Below are 16,577 nucleotides of genomic sequence, written 5' to 3'. Positions count from 1 at the left end.
TGTCGTGTCGGGATGCGTGCGTGGGCGTGCGGGGCGGACCCGGGGGCGGGCCCGGGGATGTCGAGGAGGGCCCGGAGGCCCGGGCGCAGCAGCCCAGTCTACCGGAGAGCTCTCCCGGCAGCAGGGGGCGGATCCGCTCTCACGCCAGGCACCGCAGAGAAATTGAGTCGGGTCGACTCAAGTCGACTTGACACCGGCCGGTCGCATGGCAGACTTGAGCCAGGAAAACTCAAGACCTGAGACCTCCGGGACCTCAACGGGGCCGTCACGGCCCGCCCGGTTCAGCTCGACCCGAAGGAGAACACTCCATGTCTCGTGCAGTAGGAATCGACCTCGGCACCACCAACTCCGTGGTGTCCGTGCTGGAGGGCGGCGAGCCCACCGTCATCGCGAACGCCGAGGGCAACCGGACCACCCCGTCCGTCGTCGCCTTCTCCAAGGACGGCGAGACCCTGGTCGGCGACATCGCCAAGCGCCAGGCCGTCACCAACGTCGACCGCACCATCGCCTCGGTCAAGCGCCACATGGGCACCGGCTGGTCGAAGGAGATCGACGGCAAGAACTACACCGCGCAGGAGATCTCGGCGCGCATCCTCATGAAGCTGAAGACCGACGCCGAGTCCTACCTGGGCGACAAGGTCACCGACGCCGTGATCACGGTCCCGGCGTACTTCAACGACGCCGAGCGCCAGGCCACGAAGGAGGCCGGCGAGATCGCGGGCATGAACGTGCTGCGCATCGTCAACGAGCCGACCGCCGCGGCCCTGGCCTACGGCCTGGAGAAGGGCAAGGAGGACGAGCTCATCCTCGTCTTCGACCTCGGTGGCGGCACCTTCGACGTCTCCCTGCTCGAGGTCGGCAAGGACGAGGACGACTTCTCCACCATCCAGGTCCGCGCCACCGCCGGTGACAACCGGCTGGGCGGCGACGACTGGGACCAGCGCATCGTCGACTGGCTGCTGTCGCAGGTGAAGTCCAAGACCGGCGCCGACCTGTCCAAGGACAAGATCGCCCTCCAGCGGCTGAAGGAGACCGCCGAGCAGGCCAAGAAGGAGCTGTCCTCCGCGACCAGCACCAACATCTCCCTGCAGTACCTCTCCGTGACCCCCGAGGGCCCGGTGCACCTGGACGAGCGCCTCACCCGCGCCAAGTTCGAGGAGCTGACCCGGGACCTGCTCGAGCGCACCGAGAAGCCGTTCAAGGACGTCATCGCCGAGGCCGGCATCTCCGTGTCCGACATCGACCACGTGGTCCTCGTGGGCGGCTCGACCCGCATGCCCGCGGTCGCCGAGACCGTGCAGCGCCTGGCCGGCCAGGAGCCGAACAAGGGCGTGAACCCGGACGAGGTCGTCGCCGTCGGCGCCGCGATCCAGGCCGGTGTGCTCAAGGGCGACCGCAAGGACGTGCTGCTGATCGACGTGACCCCGCTGTCGCTGGGCATCGAGACCAAGGGCGGCGTGATGACCAAGCTCATCGAGCGCAACACGGCCATCCCCACGAAGCGGTCCGAGACCTTCACCACCGCCGAGGACAACCAGCCCTCCGTGTCCATCCAGGTCTTCCAGGGAGAGCGCCAGTTCACCCGGGACAACAAGAACCTGGGCACCTTCGAGCTGACCGGCATCGCCCCCGCCCCGCGAGGGATGCCGCAGATCGAGGTCACCTTCGACATCGACGCCAACGGCATCGTCCACGTCTCCGCCAAGGACAAGGGCACCGGCACCGAGCAGTCGATGACCATCACGGGCGGGTCCTCCCTCTCCAAGGAGGACATCGACCGCATGGTCAAGGACGCCGAGGCCAACGCCGAGGCGGACCGGGTGCGCCGGGAGGCCGCCGACCTGCGCAACAACGCGGAGCAGCAGGCGTACTCCGTGGACAAGCTGCTGAAGGACAACGACGAGAAGCTGCCCGCGGACGTGAAGTCCGAGGTCCAGGCCGACGTCGACGCCCTGAAGCAGGCGCTCGAGGGTGAGGACGAGGCGGCCGTGAAGTCGGCCTACGACAAGCTCCAGCAGTCCCAGACCAAGCTCGGCGAGGCCCTCTACGCGCAGGCGCAGGCCGACGGCGCCGAGGGCGCCTCCGGCGCCGACGCCACCGGCGCGGCAGGCGACGAGGACATCGTCGACGCCGAGGTCGTCGACGACGAGAACGAGAAGAAGTGAGCATGCCCGATCCCACGCCAGGACCCGACGAGAACCCGGCGGAGAACGCTTTCGAGAACTCCGCCGGGAACCCCGACGAGCAGGCCGCGCAGGACTCCGGTCCCGGCTCCCCCGAGGAGGCCGGGCCGGAGGGCCTGACCGTGGACGACATTCTCTCGACCCCGCAGTCCACCGACGCCGGCTCCGCCGACGCAGGTGCGGCCGCGGAGGAGGACCCGTCCGCGGCGCTGGCCGCCGAGCGGCTCGAGGAGCTGCGCCGGCTGCAGGCCGAGTTCGTGAACTTCAAGCACCGCACGGCCCGTGAGAAGGAGCAGCTGCGCACGTTCGTGACCGGCGACCTCCTGCAGACCCTGCTGCCGGTGTTCGACGACATCGACGCGGCCCGCCAGGCCGGGGACCTCACCGACGGCCCGTTCGCGTCGATCGCGAACAAGCTGGAGGAGATCCTCGTCCGGCAGGGACTGACCCGCATCGGGGCGGTCGGCGAGACGTTCGACCCGAACGTCCACGAGGCGGTGCTCCAGCAGCCCACCAGCGAGGTCGAGCCCGACCAGGTCTCGATGGTGCTGCGCTCCGGCTTCCGGATCGGCGAGCGCGTCGTGCGGCCGGCCCAGGTGGCCGTCGCCGTCGCCGAGTGAGGCCGGGCCCGGCCTGACCGGCGCGGGAGGGGAGGCCCGTCCACGGGCCTCCCCTCCCGTCCCCCCAGCCACGGCACCGCGCCGGGGCGACTCAAGGACTTCCACCGGGTGCTGCTCGTCAGGACCCCCACCGGCCCCAGAGAAAGGAGGCGTCATGGCCAGCCAGGACTGGATCGACAAGGACTTCTACAGCATTCTCGGCGTCTCCAAGGACGCGTCCGAGGCGGACATCAAGAAGGCCTACCGCAAGCTCGCCCGCCAGTACCACCCCGACCAGAACCCCGGGGACGCGGAGGCCGAGCAGCGGTTCAAGGACATCACCGAGGCGAACTCCGTGCTCTCCGACCCGGAGGAGCGCAAGCAGTACGACGCGATCCGGGCCATGGGCTCCGGTGCCCGCTTCACGGCCGGCGGCCCGGCCGGCGCGGGCGGCTCGGCGAACTTCGAGGACCTCTTCGGGGACATCTTCGGCGCCGGCGGCGGTGGCCGGCGCCGGCGGACCAGCTACTCCACCGGCGGTGCCGGCTTCGGCGGGGCCGGCGGCTTCGAGGACCTGTTCTCGCAGTTCGGCGGCCCGGGCGGCTACGGCGCCCCCGGGGCCGGCTACCAGGCCCCGCCCGCCCGCGGGGAGGACATCCGCACGGAGACCTCCATCCCGTTCCGCTCCTCGGTGCAGGGCACCACCGTGAAGCTGCGCCGGGGCAACGGCCAGGAGACCACGGTGCGCGTCCCGGCCGGGGTGCGCGACGGGCAGAAGCTGAAGCTCGCCGGCAAGGGCCACTCCGGCCCCGGCGGACCCGGCGACCTCTACGTCACCGTGCACGTGGGCTCGCACCCGTTCTTCACCCGCGTGGACGGCACGGACGACGTCGAGGTCACCGTGCCGATCAGCTTCCCCGAGGCGGCCCTGGGCGCCACCGTGGACGTGTCCACCCTGGACGGCGGCACGGTGCGGCTGAAGGTGCCCGCCGGGACCTCCTCGGGCCGGCGCTTCCGCGTCAAGGGCCGCGGGTTCAACACGGCCAAGGGCACGGGGAACCTGATCGTGACCGTGGAGGTGCACGTGCCCGCCCACCTGGACGAGGCGGCCGAGGCCGCGGTCCGCGCGTTCGCGGAGGCGACCGCCGACGACGACCCTCGGGCGGGCCTGGCCACGAAGGCACGGGTCTGAGATGGCTCTCGACGCCGACCAGCCGCTCTTCGTGATCTCCGTGGCCGCGGAGATCGCGGAGATGCATCCGCAGACGCTGCGCCAGTACGACCGGCTCGGGCTGGTCAAGCCCTCCCGCGCTCCGGGCCGGGCGCGGCGCTACTCCCAGCGGGACATCGAGAAGCTGCAGCAGATCCAGGTGCTCTCCCAGCAGGGCGTGTCCCTGGAGGGCATCCGGCGCATCCTGCAGCTGGAGAACCAGGTCGCGGCCCTGCAGGCGAGGGTGGCGGAGCTGTCCCAGGAGCTCGACGAGGCCCGGGAGCGGGCCGAGGAGTCCTCACGGATCTTCGCCGCCGGGATCGGCGGGGACGTGGTGCGGATGGCCCGCGGCTCGCGCCCGCGGGCCCGCAAGATCTCCCAGGCCGTGGTGCTCTACCGGCCGCCGCGGCAGCAGGAGCGCTGAGCCGCCCGCCGGCGGCGCGGACGGCGGGCGCTCCGGGCGTCCGCGCCCCGGCGCGGGCGCCGCTCGGCGCAGGTGCTGGGCCGCGCAGCTGTTGCTCAGCGCAGGTGCTGGGCCGCGCAGGTGCTGCTCAGCGCAGGTGCTTCTCGAAGCCCACGTCGTACACGCCGTCCACGTAGCTGTGGGCGACACCGGGAAGCGGGACGTACCCGGTGCTCCGGTAGAGGGCGGAGGCCTCGGGCTGGCGGTTGCCGGTGGTGAGGTAGATCCGCCGGTAGCCGGCGGCGGCGGCGAGCCGCTCGAGCTCGGCCAGCACCCGCCGGGAGTACCCCCGCCGGCGGTGGGCGGGATCCGTCCAGATGCGCTTGAGCTCGGCCGTGACGTCGTCGTGCCGCCGGAAGGCGCCGCCGGCCACCGTCAGCCCGCCCTCGAGCAGCAGCACGAGGCCTCCGGTGGGGGCCCGGAACTCGTCGACGGGGTGGTGCTCCATCTCCTCCGCGCCGATCGACGGACCGTAGCGCGCCACGTACTCCCGGTGCAGGCCCTCCAGCAGCGGCCGCGTGCGGGGATCCCCCGGGGGCACGACGACGAAGCCGTCCGGGGAGGTTGCCACGCTCACGGAAGCCGGCGGTAGGTCAGGTCGCGCGGCACGCGTCCCGCCTCCTGCGCCTTGCGCTCGAAGCTCGTCAGGACCCGGCCCTCCCAGCGGGGGGCCCAGCCCACGTCCGGGTGCTCGTCGTCGGCGAGCGGACCCGGGTGCAGGTTCTCGAACCGGGGGGCGGCGTCCAGGACCTCGCGCATCACGAGCGCGTACTCCTGCCAGTCCGTGGCCAGACGCCACAGCCCGCCCGGGACGAGCACCTGTGCGGCCAGATCGGCGAAGGCGGGGGAGACGAGGCGCCGCTTGTGGTGGCGGGTCTTGTGCCACGGGTCCGGGAAGAACACCCACAGCTCGTCGACCGAGGCGGGGGCCAGCATGTGCTCCAGGACCTCGGGGGCGTTGGCCTGGACCACCCGGACGTTGTCCACGCCGGCCTGGCCCGCCTTGAGCAGCAGGTCCGCGATCCCCGGCTTGTACACCTCGACGGCGAGGTAGTCGCGAGCGGGATCCTGGGCGGCGGCGTGCACGACGGCCTCGCCCAGCCCGGAGCCGACCTCCACGACCAGAGGAGCCTCGCGCCCGAAGGCCGCGGCCGCGTCGAACTCGTGGTCGGGGTGCACGGAGGTGTCGGTGCGCACGCGCGGGACGTCCAGGACGCGCGTGGGCGCCCAGTCGTCCCACGCCTTCTGGCGGCGGGCGGTCAGGCGGTCACCGCGGCGCACGAAGGAGTACGGCCGGCGGTGGAAGGCCTCCGGGACGGGGCCCTGGCCGACGCCCTCGGCGTGCTCTCCGGCGGCCTCCTCGGCAGGATCCTCGGACGTCGTCTCGGCGCTTCCTGCGGCGCCCTCTTCGGCGCTCACGTCAGCGGCCTCGTCGGCAGGCGGCTCGGCAGGGGTGTCGGCGGGGGAGGGAGTGTGCTCGGTCATCGCCCTACATCCTAGGCGCAGGCCGGACCGGTCCGGTGGCGCTGTCCGGCAGGAGCGGTTCGGCCCAGCGCCGGCGAGGCGCCTCCCACACCGCGAAGCGGGCCAGCAGCTCGTCCGCGTCCCGGGCGACCACGGCGGCGTCACGGTACTCCGGGCGCACCAGCCCCGCGGCGGACATCGCCGCGACCGCGTCCAGCAGCGGCCCCCAGAACCCGGAGACGTCGAGGAAGCCGACCGGCTTGGCGTGCACCCCCACCTGCAGCCAGGTCCACGCCTCGAAGATCTCCTCCAGGGTGCCGAGCCCTCCGGGCAGGGCCACGAACCCGTCCGCGAGGCGGGCCATCTCCGCCTTGCGCTCGTGCATCGTCCCGACGACGCGCAGCTCGGTCAGGCCGGTGTGGGCCGTCTCGTCCTCGACGAGGGAGCGCGGCATCACCCCGATCACCTCGCCGCCGGCGGCCAGGGCGGCGTCGGCGACGACGCCCATCAGTCCCACGTGGCCGCCGCCGTAGACCACGCCCACCCCGCGGCGGGCGAGCTCGGTGGCGAAGGCCGCGGCGGCCTCGGCGAACAGGGGGTCGGAGCCCAGGGAGGCCCCGGTGTACACGGCGAGTCTCATGAGGACATTCTCGCCGCACCGGCGCCGATAGCATGAACCGGGCTGCACCCGCGCCCTGCCACGCATCCACAGCGGCGCCCGCCGCCCCGTCCCCGCTCCGCCCCCGCACCCACCATCACCACCCGCACCCGCCCCTGCACGCCCCTTCCCGAGGACCGACCCACCATGAGCTCACCCACCCCCGGCCAGCCGGTCCGTTCCCGTCTGCGTCTCAGCGGCAGGGCGGACCGGGTCGTGCTGGTGGCGGCACTGGGCATCCTCAGTGCGGTCAGCCCCATGGCCACGGACATGTACCTCGCGTCCATGCCGGCCATGGCCGCGCACTTCGGCGCCTCGACCTCCGCGGTGCAGCTGACCCTCACCAGCTACATGATCGGCATGGCCCTGGGGCAGTTCCTGCTGGGCCCGGTCTCGGACGTGCTCGGGAGGCACCGGCTCATGGTCGCCGGCAACGTGCTGTTCCTGCTCAGCTCCGTGGCCGTGGTCCTCGCACCCGGCGTCGGCACGGTGATCGCGCTGCGCGCGGTGCAGGGCGCCGCCGGAGCGGCGGGCGTGGTGATCGCCCGGGCCGTGGTCTCGGACATCGCCTCCGGACGCCGGGCCGCCCAGCTCTTCTCGGTGCTCGCCACCATCACCTCCCTGGCCCCGGTCGTGGCCCCTCTGCTGGGCGGGGTGATCGCCACCGTGGCTCCGTGGCAGACCGTGTTCTGGGCGCTCGCCGCGTTCGGGCTGCTGATGCTCGCGTGCTCGGTCCTCGTGGTCCCGGAGACCCTGCCGCCGCACCGGCGGCACCGAGGCGGCGTCGGGGCCGTCGTCGGCGGCTCCTGGCGCGTGCTGCGCACCCCGTCCTTCATGGGCTACGCGCTGGCCTTCGGAGCGGCGTTCGGGGCGCTGTTCTCCTACATCTCCGCCTCCTCCTTCGTGGTGCAGAACGTGCTCGGCTACTCGGCGCTGGGCTACTCCGTGATCTTCGCGGTCAACGCCTGCGGCTCGATCCTGGGGGCCCTCGTCAACACCCGGCTCGTCGGCAGGACGGAGCCCGGGCCGGTCCTGCGCACCGCCCTCGTGGTCATGGGAACGGTCAACGTGGTGGGGCTCGTCCTGGTCCTCGCGGGCATCACCGGGTGGACCACGCTGGCCCACCTGTTCGTGAGCCAAACCTGCATCGGGTTCATCCTCGGCAACGCCGTGGCGCTGGCCCAGTCGCGCGTGCCCGGCCGGGCGGGCGCCGGCTCGGCGGTGCTCGGGCTGGTCCAGTTCCTCATCGGCGGTCTCGTGAGCCCGCTGACCGGTCTGGCCGGGCAGCACAGCGCGGTGCCCATGGCCGTGTCCATGGCGGTGTGCTCCCTGCTGGCCGTGGGTGCCGTGCTGCTCGCCGCTCGGTGCTCCCGCCGGCCGCCGGGAGCACCGAGCCCCTCCGCCGGCCCGTCTCCGGGGAGAGGCGGGCCGGGACCACATCGCGGAGGGCCTCCGGATCCGTGACCGGCAGCCGGCCTTCCGGCCCCTGACCTGCGGACCGCCGGACCTGTGATTCAATGCCTCCTGCAGAGACGGAGATCACACCCTCGACCGGTCTCCGCTCGACCACCCACCCGACACCCACGGGAGAACACATGCTCCAATCCATCGAGACTGCCCTCGGCACGCTGGGCGGCATCATCTGGGGGCCGTACGTCCTCATCCCCCTGCTGCTCCTCACCGGCCTGTACCTCACGGTCCGGCTGGGCGGGCTGCAGTTCCAGCGGCTCGGATCCGCGCTGCGCCTGGCGCTGTTCGAGCGCAAGGACGAGGACGCCCACGGCGGCGACGTCTCCCAGTTCCAGGCGCTGACCACGGCGCTCGCGGCGACCGTGGGCACCGGCAACATCGTGGGCGTGGCCACCGCCATCTCGATCGGCGGCCCCGGCGCGCTGTTCTGGATGTGGGTCACCGGCCTGCTCGGCATGGCGTCCAAGTACTCCGAGGCCTTCCTGGCCGTGCGGTTCCGCACCACGGACGCCAAGGGCGAGATCTCCGGCGGCCCCCAGTACTACCTGGAGCGGGGCATCCGCTCCGGGTTCGGCAAGTTCCTGGCGATCTTCTTCGCGATCGCCGCCGCCCTGGCCGCGTTCGGGATCGGCAACATGACGCAGGGCAACTCGATCGCCTCCAACGTCGAGAGCTCCTTCGGCGTGCCGACCTGGATCACCGGCGTGGTGCTCGCGGCACTGACCCTGGCCGTGCTCGTGGGCGGCATCAAGTCCATCGGCAAGGTGACGGCGGGGTTCGTGCCGTTCATGATCCTGTTCTACGTGCTGGGCGCGCTCTTCATCCTGATCGTGAACGTCGCCGCCATCCCGCAGGCCGTCGTCCTGATCCTCACGGACGCCTTCACCGGCACGGCGGCGGTCGGCGGCTTCGCCGGGTCGGCCATCATGCTGGCCGTGCAGATGGGCGTGGCACGCGGCATCTTCTCGAACGAGTCCGGCATGGGCTCGGCCGCGATCGCCGCGGCGGCCGCCCGGACCACCCACCCGGTCCGGCAGGGCCTGGTGTCCATGACGCAGACCTTCATCGACACCATCATCGTGGTCACCTGCACCGGCCTCGTGCTCATCACCACGGGGGTGTGGGAGCAGGGCGCGGACTTCGCCGCCACCATGACCGGCGACGCGTTCAGCCAGGGCCTGCCCGGGCAGTGGGGGCACATCGTGGTCACCGTCGGCCTGGTCCTGTTCGCCTACTCCACGATCCTCGGCTGGGCGTACTACGGCGAGCGCTGCATGGAGCGGCTCTTCGGCGTCGCCGCGGTGATGCCCTACCGCCTGGTGTTCTCCGCGGTGGTCTTCGTCGGGTGCACGGTGCCGCTGGCCGTGGTGTGGAACTTCGCCGACGTCATGAACGGGCTGATGGCGATCCCCAACCTGGTGGGCCTGCTCATCCTGTCCGGCCTGATCGCCCGGGAGACCAAGCACTACCTGGACCACGACCCGCAGCTGCGGGCGAACCGGCAGCAGATCGACGCGTTCATGGAGGGCCGCCCCGGCGCGATCGACTCCTACGAGCGCACCGGCGTCTGACGCACCGGCGCCCGGCACGCCGGCGCCCGAGGGCCCGACGTCCTGACGGGGGTCGGGCCCTCGGTCTAGCCTGAGGGCATGAGCCGACTTCCCGCCCCTCGCCCGTTCTCCTGCGCGGCCGCCACCGGCGCGGTCTACGACCAGGGCGCCCACGTGACCGACTGGATCCCCCGTGGGCAGGCACCGGTGCTGTGGCTGTCCCCGAGCACGGCACTGGAGACAGGCACCCCGGTGCGCGGCGGCGTCCCGATCTGCTTCCCGTGGTTCGCCGACGGGGCCGCGGGGGGCCGTGCGCCGAAGCACGGCTTCGCGCGCACGCTCCCGTGGCACGTCGAGTCGCGGGAGTCCTCCGACCACGAGGCCGTGGTCGTCTACCGGCTCACCGACGAGGACGTCACCGATCCGGCCCACCGCGAGCAGTTCCCCTACCGCTTCGAGGCGTACTACGTGGTGCGTTTCGGGACCGAGCTGTCCCTGGAGCTGAGCATCACGAACACCGACGACCGGGCCTTCGACGTCGAGGAGGCCCTGCACGCCTACCTGGTGGTCGGGGACGCGCGGAAGATCCGGGTGGAGGGCCTCGACGGCGCCGGCTACCGGGACAAGGTGCTGGACCGCGACGACTGCGTCCAGGAGGGCGCGCTCCACCTCGAGGGCGAGACGGACCGCGTCTACCGCTCGGACGCGGAGGTCTCCGTGGTGGATCCCGTCCTGGGGCGCGTCCTGCGCATCCGCAAGGAGAACTCGCGGAACACCGTGGTGTGGAACCCGTGGGCGGAGCAGGCGGCCGCCATGTCCGACATCGGCGCGGACGGCTGGACCGACTTCGTGTGCGTCGAGGGGGCCAACGTCCAGGCCGAGGCCGTGCACCTGGAACCGGACGAGACCCACACCATGGCCTACCGGGTGGCGGTCGAGGCCACCGAGCAGGACCCGGGTCGGTCCCCCGCCTGAGAAGCAGGAGCCCTGGGATCGACGACGCCGTCGGGAGGGGGCCGGCCTGCCGCACACGCCGCGCTGCAGGCCATGTGCGGTGGCCTGCGGTGGCCTGCGGTGTCGGAGGCTGCGGCCCTGGTGCCCAATACGGCGCTGCGGCCTGCCTCCGCCGGCCGGCGCGGTCGGGGGTTTCGGCTTTGGTGCCCACGCGGCACTGAGGGCACCGTGGTGTCCGGCGGTCCGCACTGTCGGAGGCTGCGGCCCCGGTGCTCACACGGCACTGAGGCGCACCTCGGGCACCCGACGGTCAGAACGGGGGAGGGTCTGCCGCCTCCGGCGCCCACGCCGCGGCGGAGGTCCCGGTCCACGGCCATCCGGCCGACGGGTCCGGGACGGTCCGGTACGTCCGCCCGGCCGGCGACGTCCACTCGAGCGCTCCACCGGAGCGCGCCGGCCCCAGGTGCCGCACCGACCAGCGGCCGAGCGCACCGTGGCGGTGCTTGACCAGATGGTGGTGGCGGCACAGGTGGGCGAGGTTGTCCGCGGCGGTCCGCCCTCCGTCCTGCCACGCCACCGTGTGGTCGAGGTCGCACCGCTCGACCCGCCGACGGCATCCGGGGAAGCGGCAGGTCCCGTCGCGCAGCCGCAGCAGGCGGCGCAGATCGGCGGGCACGGCGTAGCTGGTGCGGTCGTGGTCGAGGACGGCGCCCGTGAGGGGGTGCGTCAGCATGCGCTGCCACGACGATGCGCCCGCGGCGAGCTCGCGGGCCGCCTCCGCGCTGATCGGGCCGTGGCCGGCGAGCACCGGCGCGTCGTCGGGCACCCCCTCGGCAGGGCCGTCGGGACGTGGTCCCAGCAGGGTGAGCACCGGGACCGTCACGCAGACCTGGCCGCGCACGTCGCGCGGGAACGAGGGGTCGTCGGAGACCTCTCCGGCCAGCAGGAGATCGGCGAGGACGTCCGCGCGAAGCTGGGCCTCGGTCCGGCCGGCCGCGTGCCGCCCGGTGCCGGCGGCGTGGTCCGCGGCGCCCGGTGCCTCGGCGATGTCCGCGAACGGGAGGTGTTCGCCGGGCCGCGCCTGCCCGCCCGGCTGTGCCGGCCCGGAGCCTGCCGGGCCGGATGCCGCCGCGGCCGCCTCCTGGGGGCCGAGGAGCGCCACGAGGGCGTCGAGCCGGTCCTGCACCGCGAGTGCCGTGGGCGCGTCGAGCAGCGCGTGGAGGAAAGCCATGCCGTCCTCGCCGTGCTCGATCCACACGCGGCGTCCTGCGCGGGCCGCCCGGTGCCTGGCCTCGTGGGTCTCCGCCAGCAGCGCCGCGCGGCGGCGTCGCGACCACGCGCGCAGCTGCGCCACCGTGCAGTGCGGAGCCCGTTCCACCAGGTCGTCGGCGAGCCGCCGCACGAGGGCCGGGGGTGCCTCCTGACCCGGCGGAGCGTCCTCGACCAGCTCCCGCCACTGGTCGGCGATCACCGAGGCATGGCGGGCGCTGAAGCGGCCCGCCTCCAGCGCCTCGAGGGCTCCGGGCAGGTGCAGCCCCAGCACGAGGGCCTCGCGAACGCGGTCGAGCGCCGTGCCCGCCGGCAGGTGGAGCGCCGGGCCGATCTCGTCGGCGACGTCGCGCACCAGCTGGTCCTCGGTCTCCAGGAGGGAGCACACGAGGTCGTCGGCCGCGGACGGCATCAGCCCCGCGGAGGAGACCCAGTCGATCTCACGGTCCTCCCAGGCCAGCAGCCACAGACGGTAGATGCAGCGCAGCTGGCGCCCCGCCTCCCGTGCCTGGGCGGCCGCGGAGTCCACGAGCTGCCCGACGACCGCCCGGACCTCGGCCCGGACGTCGGTGTCCAGCACCCGCTCCCCGGCGGGAGCGGTGCCGCCCGGGCCCGGAACAGGACGGGACCGGCGGTGCGACGTCGTCGTCATGACGTCATTGTCCTGGCCGCCTCGGACGTCCTAAGGACTGCGCGGCGCCCCCGTCCGGGGAAGACGCGGCGCCCCGCCTCCGGAGGGAGATGTGAAACGGGTGCCGCCCGTCCGTCCGGACGTGCGGCACCCGCGGGGTCCCTGAGGGGCCGTGACTACTTGGAGACCACCAGGGCCGCGGCGATCGCGGCCAGGAAGGCGTCCTTCGAGAGGCCGGTGCCGGCCTCGGTCGGGCGGATGCCGTCCTCCTGGGTCATGTCCGGGTTGCGGAAGTACATCGCGAGCAGGCCGGCGGAGAAGGCGCCGAGGGCCAGGCCCGCGAGGCGCTTGTTGACGAACGGCGTCAGCAGGGCGGCGCCGATGCCCATCTCGGAGTAGGCCACGAACTTGCCGAAGGCGTCGGCGTCCCACTCCTTGAACTGGGGGACGCCGGTGGCGGCGAACTGCTGGAGACCTGCGGCGGCCTCCGTGGGGAGGTCCTTCTTGCCGTAGCCGGACTGCAGCAGGTAGGCGCCGGAGACGCCGCGCAGGATCGCGTTGGAGAGGCTCATGGTCGGTCCTTTCGGGGTGGGGAACAGGGTCATTGAGTCGTCAATGACCCTATCAGGGGCGGCTCTGCGCCCTCCGGGCGGAATCGGCCCGCAGCGTACACCCCGCCCCGGGATTCCCGGCGGCGCCTAGGCTGGCCATCCGCCCGCGGGACGCCCTCCGCGTCCTGCCACCCGACGGAAGGACAGACATGGACATCGAGACCATGAAGAAGGTTCTGCTCGTTCTCACCAGCCACGACACCCTCGGTGACACCGGGGAGCCCACCGGCTACTACGTCGGCGAGGCGGCCCACCCGTGGAAGGTCTTCCGCGACGCCGGGTACGTCGTCGACTTCGCCTCGATCGCCGGCGGACAGCCTCCGCAGGACGGCAAGGACGAGGACGACGAGGTCCAGCAGCAGTACCTCGAGGACGAGACCGTGCGGGCCTCCCTGTACAACACGCCGCGGATCAGCGTGGTCGACCCCGCCCAGTACGACGCCGTCTACCTCGTGGGCGGGCACGGCACCATGTGGGACTTCGCCGGCAATCCCGACCTGCAGTCGCTGGTGGCCGCCGTGCACGACGCCGGGGGGATCGTCGGCGCCGTCTGTCACGGACCGGCCGGACTCGTCGACGTGGAGCTCTCCACCGGACTGCGCATCGTCGAGGGACGCCGGGTGGCCGCGTTCACCAACGCCGAGGAGGACGAGGTCGGCAAGTCGGACGTGGTTCCCTTCCTGCTCGAGGACAAGCTCGTCGAGCAGGGCGTGGACGTGCGCACGGCGCCGAACTGGACCGAGCACGTCGTGGTGGACGACCGCCTCGTCACCGGGCAGAACCCCCAGTCCGCGGCCGGTGTGGCCAAGGAGATGACCAAGCTCCTGACCGAGGTGGTGCGCGAGCAGAAGGCCGCCCAGGAGGCGGACTCCGCCGCGCTGCGCCAGGCGCGCGGCGCCGAGAAGACCGAGGACGACGGCGAGGCCTGAGCCCCGGCCGTCCGGGACGGGCGGGCGGCGCGAACGCGCCCCCGTCCTCCTCGCGCACCCCGCCGTTCCCGGAGAGACTGGGGACGCCGGCCCACCCGGTCCGGCCCAGCGGACACACGGCAGGAGAAGCACATGACTGACCTCAGGAACAAGGTCGCGCTCGTCACCGGCGCCGCCTCCGGCATCGGCGAGGCCTGCGCCAAGGACCTCGCGGCGCGGGGCGCCAAGGTCGTCGTCACGGACATCGACACCCGGAGGATCGACGACGTCGTCCAGGCGATCATGGCCGCCGGCGGCAACGCCGCCGGCTTCCGCCAGGACGTGGCGAAGCCCGAGGACTGCGAGGCCGCGGTCGAGTTCGCCCAGCAGACCTACGGCGGCCTGCACCTGGCGGTGAACAACGCCGGTGTGGGCGGGTCCACGGACGCCGTCGGCGAATCGGACCTCGACGCCTGGGTGCGCACCGTGCAGATCGACCTGCACGCGGTGATGTTCGGCATGCGCTACCAGCTGCCGGCCATCGAGCAGGCGGGCGGCGGGGCGATCGTCAACATGGCCTCCATCCACGGCACCGTGGCCACGGCCGCGGGCAACAGCGCCTACACCGCGGCCAAGCACGGGGTGGTCGGCCTGACCAAGCAGGCCGGGGTGGAGTACGGGCAGCGCGGGGTGCGCGTCAACGCGGTCGGTCCCGCCTACATCGAGACCCCGCTGCTGAACAGCGCGCCTCCGGAGGTGCTCCAGGGTCTCGCCGCCAAGCACCCGCTGGGCCGGCTCGGCCGCCCCGAGGAGGTCGCCGCCCTGACCACGTTCCTGCTCTCGGACGCCGCCTCGTTCATGACCGGCGGCTACTACCTGGTCGACGGCGGCTACACCGCGCTGTAGCCGGACCGCCCGCCGCTCTCGCGGGCTGTTTCCGTCCGTCACTCTCGTCCGTCGCTCGCGTCCGACGCGCCCGCCCGCCGCACCCGATCGTGGTGGCCGCCGCGGCGGGAGCGACGGGCGGCCGCGGACGTGCCCTCCGCCACATCCGGGTGGTGGCGGAACGCCCGTGCTGTAGGGTGAGTCGTATTGCATATGGCACTGCTCCCCGTCCCCGGGTGAGCAGGCAGGCGTCGAGCACCCCGTTCTTCTTCCAGCGTGGCACCGTTCCAGACGGTCTCAGCCCGCTCGCAGGGGCTCCAGGAGTCATTCGGCGCAACCCGGCGCGCTACCCCCTTGCCGGGACATCCGATCGAAAGACGTATCCCAGTTTTGGCTACTTTCACCGACCTTGGCGTGCCCAAGGCCCTCTCCGCCGTCCTCGCCCAGCAGGGCATCGAGCAGGCGTTCCCCATCCAGGAGAAGACCCTCCCCGACTCGCTGGCCGGCCGCGACGTGCTCGGCCGCGGCAAGACCGGTTCGGGCAAGACCGTGGCGTTCGCGCTGCCGCTCGTGTCCCGGCTCGCCGGGCTGAGCGGCAACGGTGCCCGTGCGGCCCGCCGCGCCAACCGGCCCACCGGCCTGGTCCTGGCCCCGACCCGCGAGCTGGCCACGCAGATCGACCGCACCGTGGCCCCGATCGCCGAGGCCGCCGGGCTGACCACCACCGTGATCTTCGGCGGCGTCTCGCAGAAGAACCAGGAGAAGGCGCTGGCCAAGGGCGCCGACATCGTCATCGCCTGCCCCGGCCGGCTCGAGGACCTGCTCAAGCAGAACATCCTCACGCTGGACGACGTCCGGGTGACGGTCATCGACGAGGCCGACCACATGGCCGACATGGGCTTCCTGCCCGTGGTCACCCGCATCCTCAAGCGCACCCCGCAGGGCGGGCAGCGACTGCTGTTCTCGGCGACCCTCGACGGCGGCGTGGACAAGCTCGTCAAGCAGTTCCTGTCCAACCCGGTCAAGCACTCCGTGGACGCCCCGCAGGCGGCCGTGTCCACCATGGACCACCACGTCCTCGTGGTCGACGCCGACGAGAAGCAGGAGCTCATCGAGGCCCTGGCCTCCGGCACCGGGCGCCGCGTGATGTTCACGCGCACCAAGCACCGCGCCAAGAAGATGGCCCGCAAGCTCACCCAGATGGGCATCCCGGCGGTGGACCTGCACGGCAACCTCTCGCAGAACGCCCGCGACCGGAACCTGGCGCAGTTCTCCGCCGGTGACGTGCGGGTGCTCGTGGCCACCGACGTCGCCGCCCGCGGCGTGCACGTGGACGAGGTCGAGCTGGTCGTGCACATCGACCCGCCCACCGAGCACAAGTCCTACCTGCACCGCTCCGGGCGCACCGCCCGCGCCGGCGCCTCCGGCTCCGTGGTCACGGTGGCCACCAAGGAGGAGCGCCGCGAGGTCACCCAGCTGATGAAGGCCGCGGGCGTCACCGCGAACTTCGACACCGTGACCGTCGGCTCCCCGGCCGTGACCGAGCTCGTGGGCGAGCGCGCCGAGAAGGTCGCCTACGTGCCGCAGCCCGTCCAGGCCCAGGGCCGTCCGGCGGGCGGTCAGCGCTCCGGCGCCGGCCGGTCCGGCGGCCGCCGCGGCCGCGGCGGGCAGAACCGCTCCGAGCAGCCGCGCGGCGGCTCCCGCGACCAGCGCCCCGAGACC

The 16,577-nt window shown here is 72.8% G+C and carries 15 protein-coding genes; 10 read left to right on the top strand and 5 right to left on the bottom strand.

Going from position 1 to position 16,577, the window contains the following annotated elements:
- Positions 1-308 precede the first annotated feature (308 nt).
- The 4 genes from dnaK (at position 309) to ABL57_RS15825 (ending at position 4,416) form a co-directional block, all read left to right on the top strand.
- The gene (gene dnaK / locus ABL57_RS15840; protein WP_047804444.1) at positions 309-2,165 is read left to right on the top strand and encodes a molecular chaperone DnaK; all 1,857 of its coding nucleotides are present in this window, start codon (positions 309-311) and stop codon (positions 2,163-2,165) included.
- 2 nt (positions 2,166-2,167) lie between these two features.
- Entirely contained in the window at positions 2,168-2,803 is a 636-nt protein-coding gene (locus ABL57_RS15835) for a nucleotide exchange factor GrpE (protein WP_047804443.1), read from the top strand.
- A 154-nt stretch (positions 2,804-2,957) separates the two neighbouring features.
- The gene (locus ABL57_RS15830; protein WP_047804442.1) at positions 2,958-3,974 is read left to right on the top strand and encodes a DnaJ C-terminal domain-containing protein; all 1,017 of its coding nucleotides are present in this window, start codon (positions 2,958-2,960) and stop codon (positions 3,972-3,974) included.
- A gap of 1 nt (position 3,975) precedes the next feature.
- Positions 3,976-4,416 carry a heat shock protein transcriptional repressor HspR gene (locus ABL57_RS15825; protein ID WP_047804441.1) on the top strand — a complete coding sequence of 147 codons (441 nt, stop codon included), beginning with the start codon at positions 3,976-3,978 and terminating at the stop codon, positions 4,414-4,416.
- Between the two features lie 127 nt (positions 4,417-4,543).
- Here the strand turns inward: ABL57_RS15825 and ABL57_RS15820 are convergent, their stop codons facing one another.
- Genes ABL57_RS15820 through ABL57_RS15810 form a run of 3 tightly spaced genes read right to left on the bottom strand, consistent with a single transcriptional unit; the run spans position 4,544 to position 6,559 of the window.
- Positions 4,544-5,032 carry a GNAT family N-acetyltransferase gene (locus ABL57_RS15820; RefSeq protein WP_203225652.1) on the bottom strand — a complete coding sequence of 163 codons (489 nt, stop codon included), beginning with the start codon at positions 5,030-5,032 and terminating at the stop codon, positions 4,544-4,546.
- Positions 5,029-5,940, bottom strand: a complete 912-nt coding sequence (gene trmB / locus ABL57_RS15815) for a tRNA (guanosine(46)-N7)-methyltransferase TrmB (RefSeq protein ID WP_238986092.1) — start codon at positions 5,938-5,940, stop codon at positions 5,029-5,031. The genes ABL57_RS15820 and trmB overlap by 4 nt, the downstream gene beginning before the upstream one ends.
- 4 nt (positions 5,941-5,944) lie before the next feature.
- Positions 5,945-6,559 carry a TIGR00730 family Rossman fold protein gene (locus ABL57_RS15810; protein ID WP_047804440.1) on the bottom strand — a complete coding sequence of 205 codons (615 nt, stop codon included), beginning with the start codon at positions 6,557-6,559 and terminating at the stop codon, positions 5,945-5,947.
- A 165-nt stretch (positions 6,560-6,724) separates the two neighbouring features.
- Between ABL57_RS15810 and ABL57_RS15805 the strand changes: the two genes are divergently transcribed.
- The 3 genes from ABL57_RS15805 (at position 6,725) to ABL57_RS15795 (ending at position 10,572) form a co-directional block, all read left to right on the top strand.
- Positions 6,725-8,041, top strand: a complete 1,317-nt coding sequence (locus ABL57_RS15805; protein WP_053005041.1) for a multidrug effflux MFS transporter — start codon at positions 6,725-6,727, stop codon at positions 8,039-8,041.
- Between the two features lie 131 nt (positions 8,042-8,172).
- A complete protein-coding gene (locus ABL57_RS15800; RefSeq protein ID WP_047804439.1) occupies positions 8,173-9,618 on the top strand; it encodes a sodium:alanine symporter family protein in 1,446 nt (481 codons plus the stop codon).
- 78 nt (positions 9,619-9,696) lie between these two features.
- Positions 9,697-10,572 (top strand): D-hexose-6-phosphate mutarotase, encoded by an 876-nt coding sequence (locus ABL57_RS15795; protein ID WP_047804438.1) that lies wholly within the window; start codon positions 9,697-9,699, stop codon positions 10,570-10,572.
- Between the two features lie 289 nt (positions 10,573-10,861).
- Here the strand turns inward: ABL57_RS15795 and ABL57_RS20880 are convergent, their stop codons facing one another.
- Positions 10,862-12,472 (bottom strand): HNH endonuclease signature motif containing protein, encoded by a 1,611-nt coding sequence (locus ABL57_RS20880; protein WP_082157498.1) that lies wholly within the window; start codon positions 12,470-12,472, stop codon positions 10,862-10,864.
- A gap of 155 nt (positions 12,473-12,627) precedes the next feature.
- On the bottom strand, positions 12,628-13,023 hold the full coding sequence (locus ABL57_RS15785; RefSeq protein WP_047804437.1) for a hypothetical protein: 396 nt from the start codon (positions 13,021-13,023) through the stop codon (positions 12,628-12,630).
- Between the two features lie 188 nt (positions 13,024-13,211).
- Here ABL57_RS15785 and ABL57_RS15780 point away from each other — a divergent pair, with 188 nt between their 5' ends.
- The 3 genes from ABL57_RS15780 to ABL57_RS15770 form a co-directional block, all read left to right on the top strand.
- The gene (locus ABL57_RS15780; RefSeq protein WP_047804436.1) at positions 13,212-13,991 is read left to right on the top strand and encodes a type 1 glutamine amidotransferase domain-containing protein; all 780 of its coding nucleotides are present in this window, start codon (positions 13,212-13,214) and stop codon (positions 13,989-13,991) included.
- A gap of 132 nt (positions 13,992-14,123) precedes the next feature.
- Positions 14,124-14,876, top strand: a complete 753-nt coding sequence (locus ABL57_RS15775; protein ID WP_047804435.1) for an SDR family NAD(P)-dependent oxidoreductase — start codon at positions 14,124-14,126, stop codon at positions 14,874-14,876.
- A 369-nt stretch (positions 14,877-15,245) separates the two neighbouring features.
- Positions 15,246-16,577, top strand: a 1,332-nt coding sequence (locus tag ABL57_RS15770; RefSeq protein ID WP_047804484.1) for a DEAD/DEAH box helicase, incomplete at its 3' end; no start/stop codon positions are given.

This window comes from Kocuria sp. SM24M-10 (assembly GCF_001027955.1).
In the GTDB taxonomy this organism is placed as follows: domain Bacteria; phylum Actinomycetota; class Actinomycetes; order Actinomycetales; family Micrococcaceae; genus Kocuria; species Kocuria oceani.
Note: the sequence above shows the minus strand (reverse complement) of the source record. Positions and strands in the feature narration are given on the sequence as shown.

Bases quoted from the DNA above. Each gene is read 5' to 3' on its own strand.
- dnaK (WP_047804444.1), top strand. From the start codon at position 309: ATGTCTCGTGCAGTAGGAATCGACCTCGGCACCACCAACTCCGTGGTG.
- ABL57_RS15835 (WP_047804443.1), top strand. From the start codon at position 2,168: ATGCCCGATCCCACGCCAGGACCCGACGAGAACCCGGCGGAGAACGCT.
- ABL57_RS15830 (WP_047804442.1), top strand. From the start codon at position 2,958: ATGGCCAGCCAGGACTGGATCGACAAGGACTTCTACAGCATTCTCGGC.
- ABL57_RS15825 (WP_047804441.1), top strand. From the start codon at position 3,976: ATGGCTCTCGACGCCGACCAGCCGCTCTTCGTGATCTCCGTGGCCGCG.
- trmB (WP_238986092.1), bottom strand. From the start codon at position 5,940: ATGACCGAGCACACTCCCTCCCCCGCCGACACCCCTGCCGAGCCGCCT.
- ABL57_RS15810 (WP_047804440.1), bottom strand. From the start codon at position 6,559: ATGAGACTCGCCGTGTACACCGGGGCCTCCCTGGGCTCCGACCCCCTG.
- ABL57_RS15805 (WP_053005041.1), top strand. From the start codon at position 6,725: ATGAGCTCACCCACCCCCGGCCAGCCGGTCCGTTCCCGTCTGCGTCTC.
- ABL57_RS15800 (WP_047804439.1), top strand. From the start codon at position 8,173: ATGCTCCAATCCATCGAGACTGCCCTCGGCACGCTGGGCGGCATCATC.
- ABL57_RS15795 (WP_047804438.1), top strand. From the start codon at position 9,697: ATGAGCCGACTTCCCGCCCCTCGCCCGTTCTCCTGCGCGGCCGCCACC.
- ABL57_RS20880 (WP_082157498.1), bottom strand. From the start codon at position 12,472: ATGACGACGACGTCGCACCGCCGGTCCCGTCCTGTTCCGGGCCCGGGC.
- ABL57_RS15785 (WP_047804437.1), bottom strand. From the start codon at position 13,023: ATGAGCCTCTCCAACGCGATCCTGCGCGGCGTCTCCGGCGCCTACCTG.
- ABL57_RS15780 (WP_047804436.1), top strand. From the start codon at position 13,212: ATGGACATCGAGACCATGAAGAAGGTTCTGCTCGTTCTCACCAGCCAC.
- ABL57_RS15775 (WP_047804435.1), top strand. From the start codon at position 14,124: ATGACTGACCTCAGGAACAAGGTCGCGCTCGTCACCGGCGCCGCCTCC.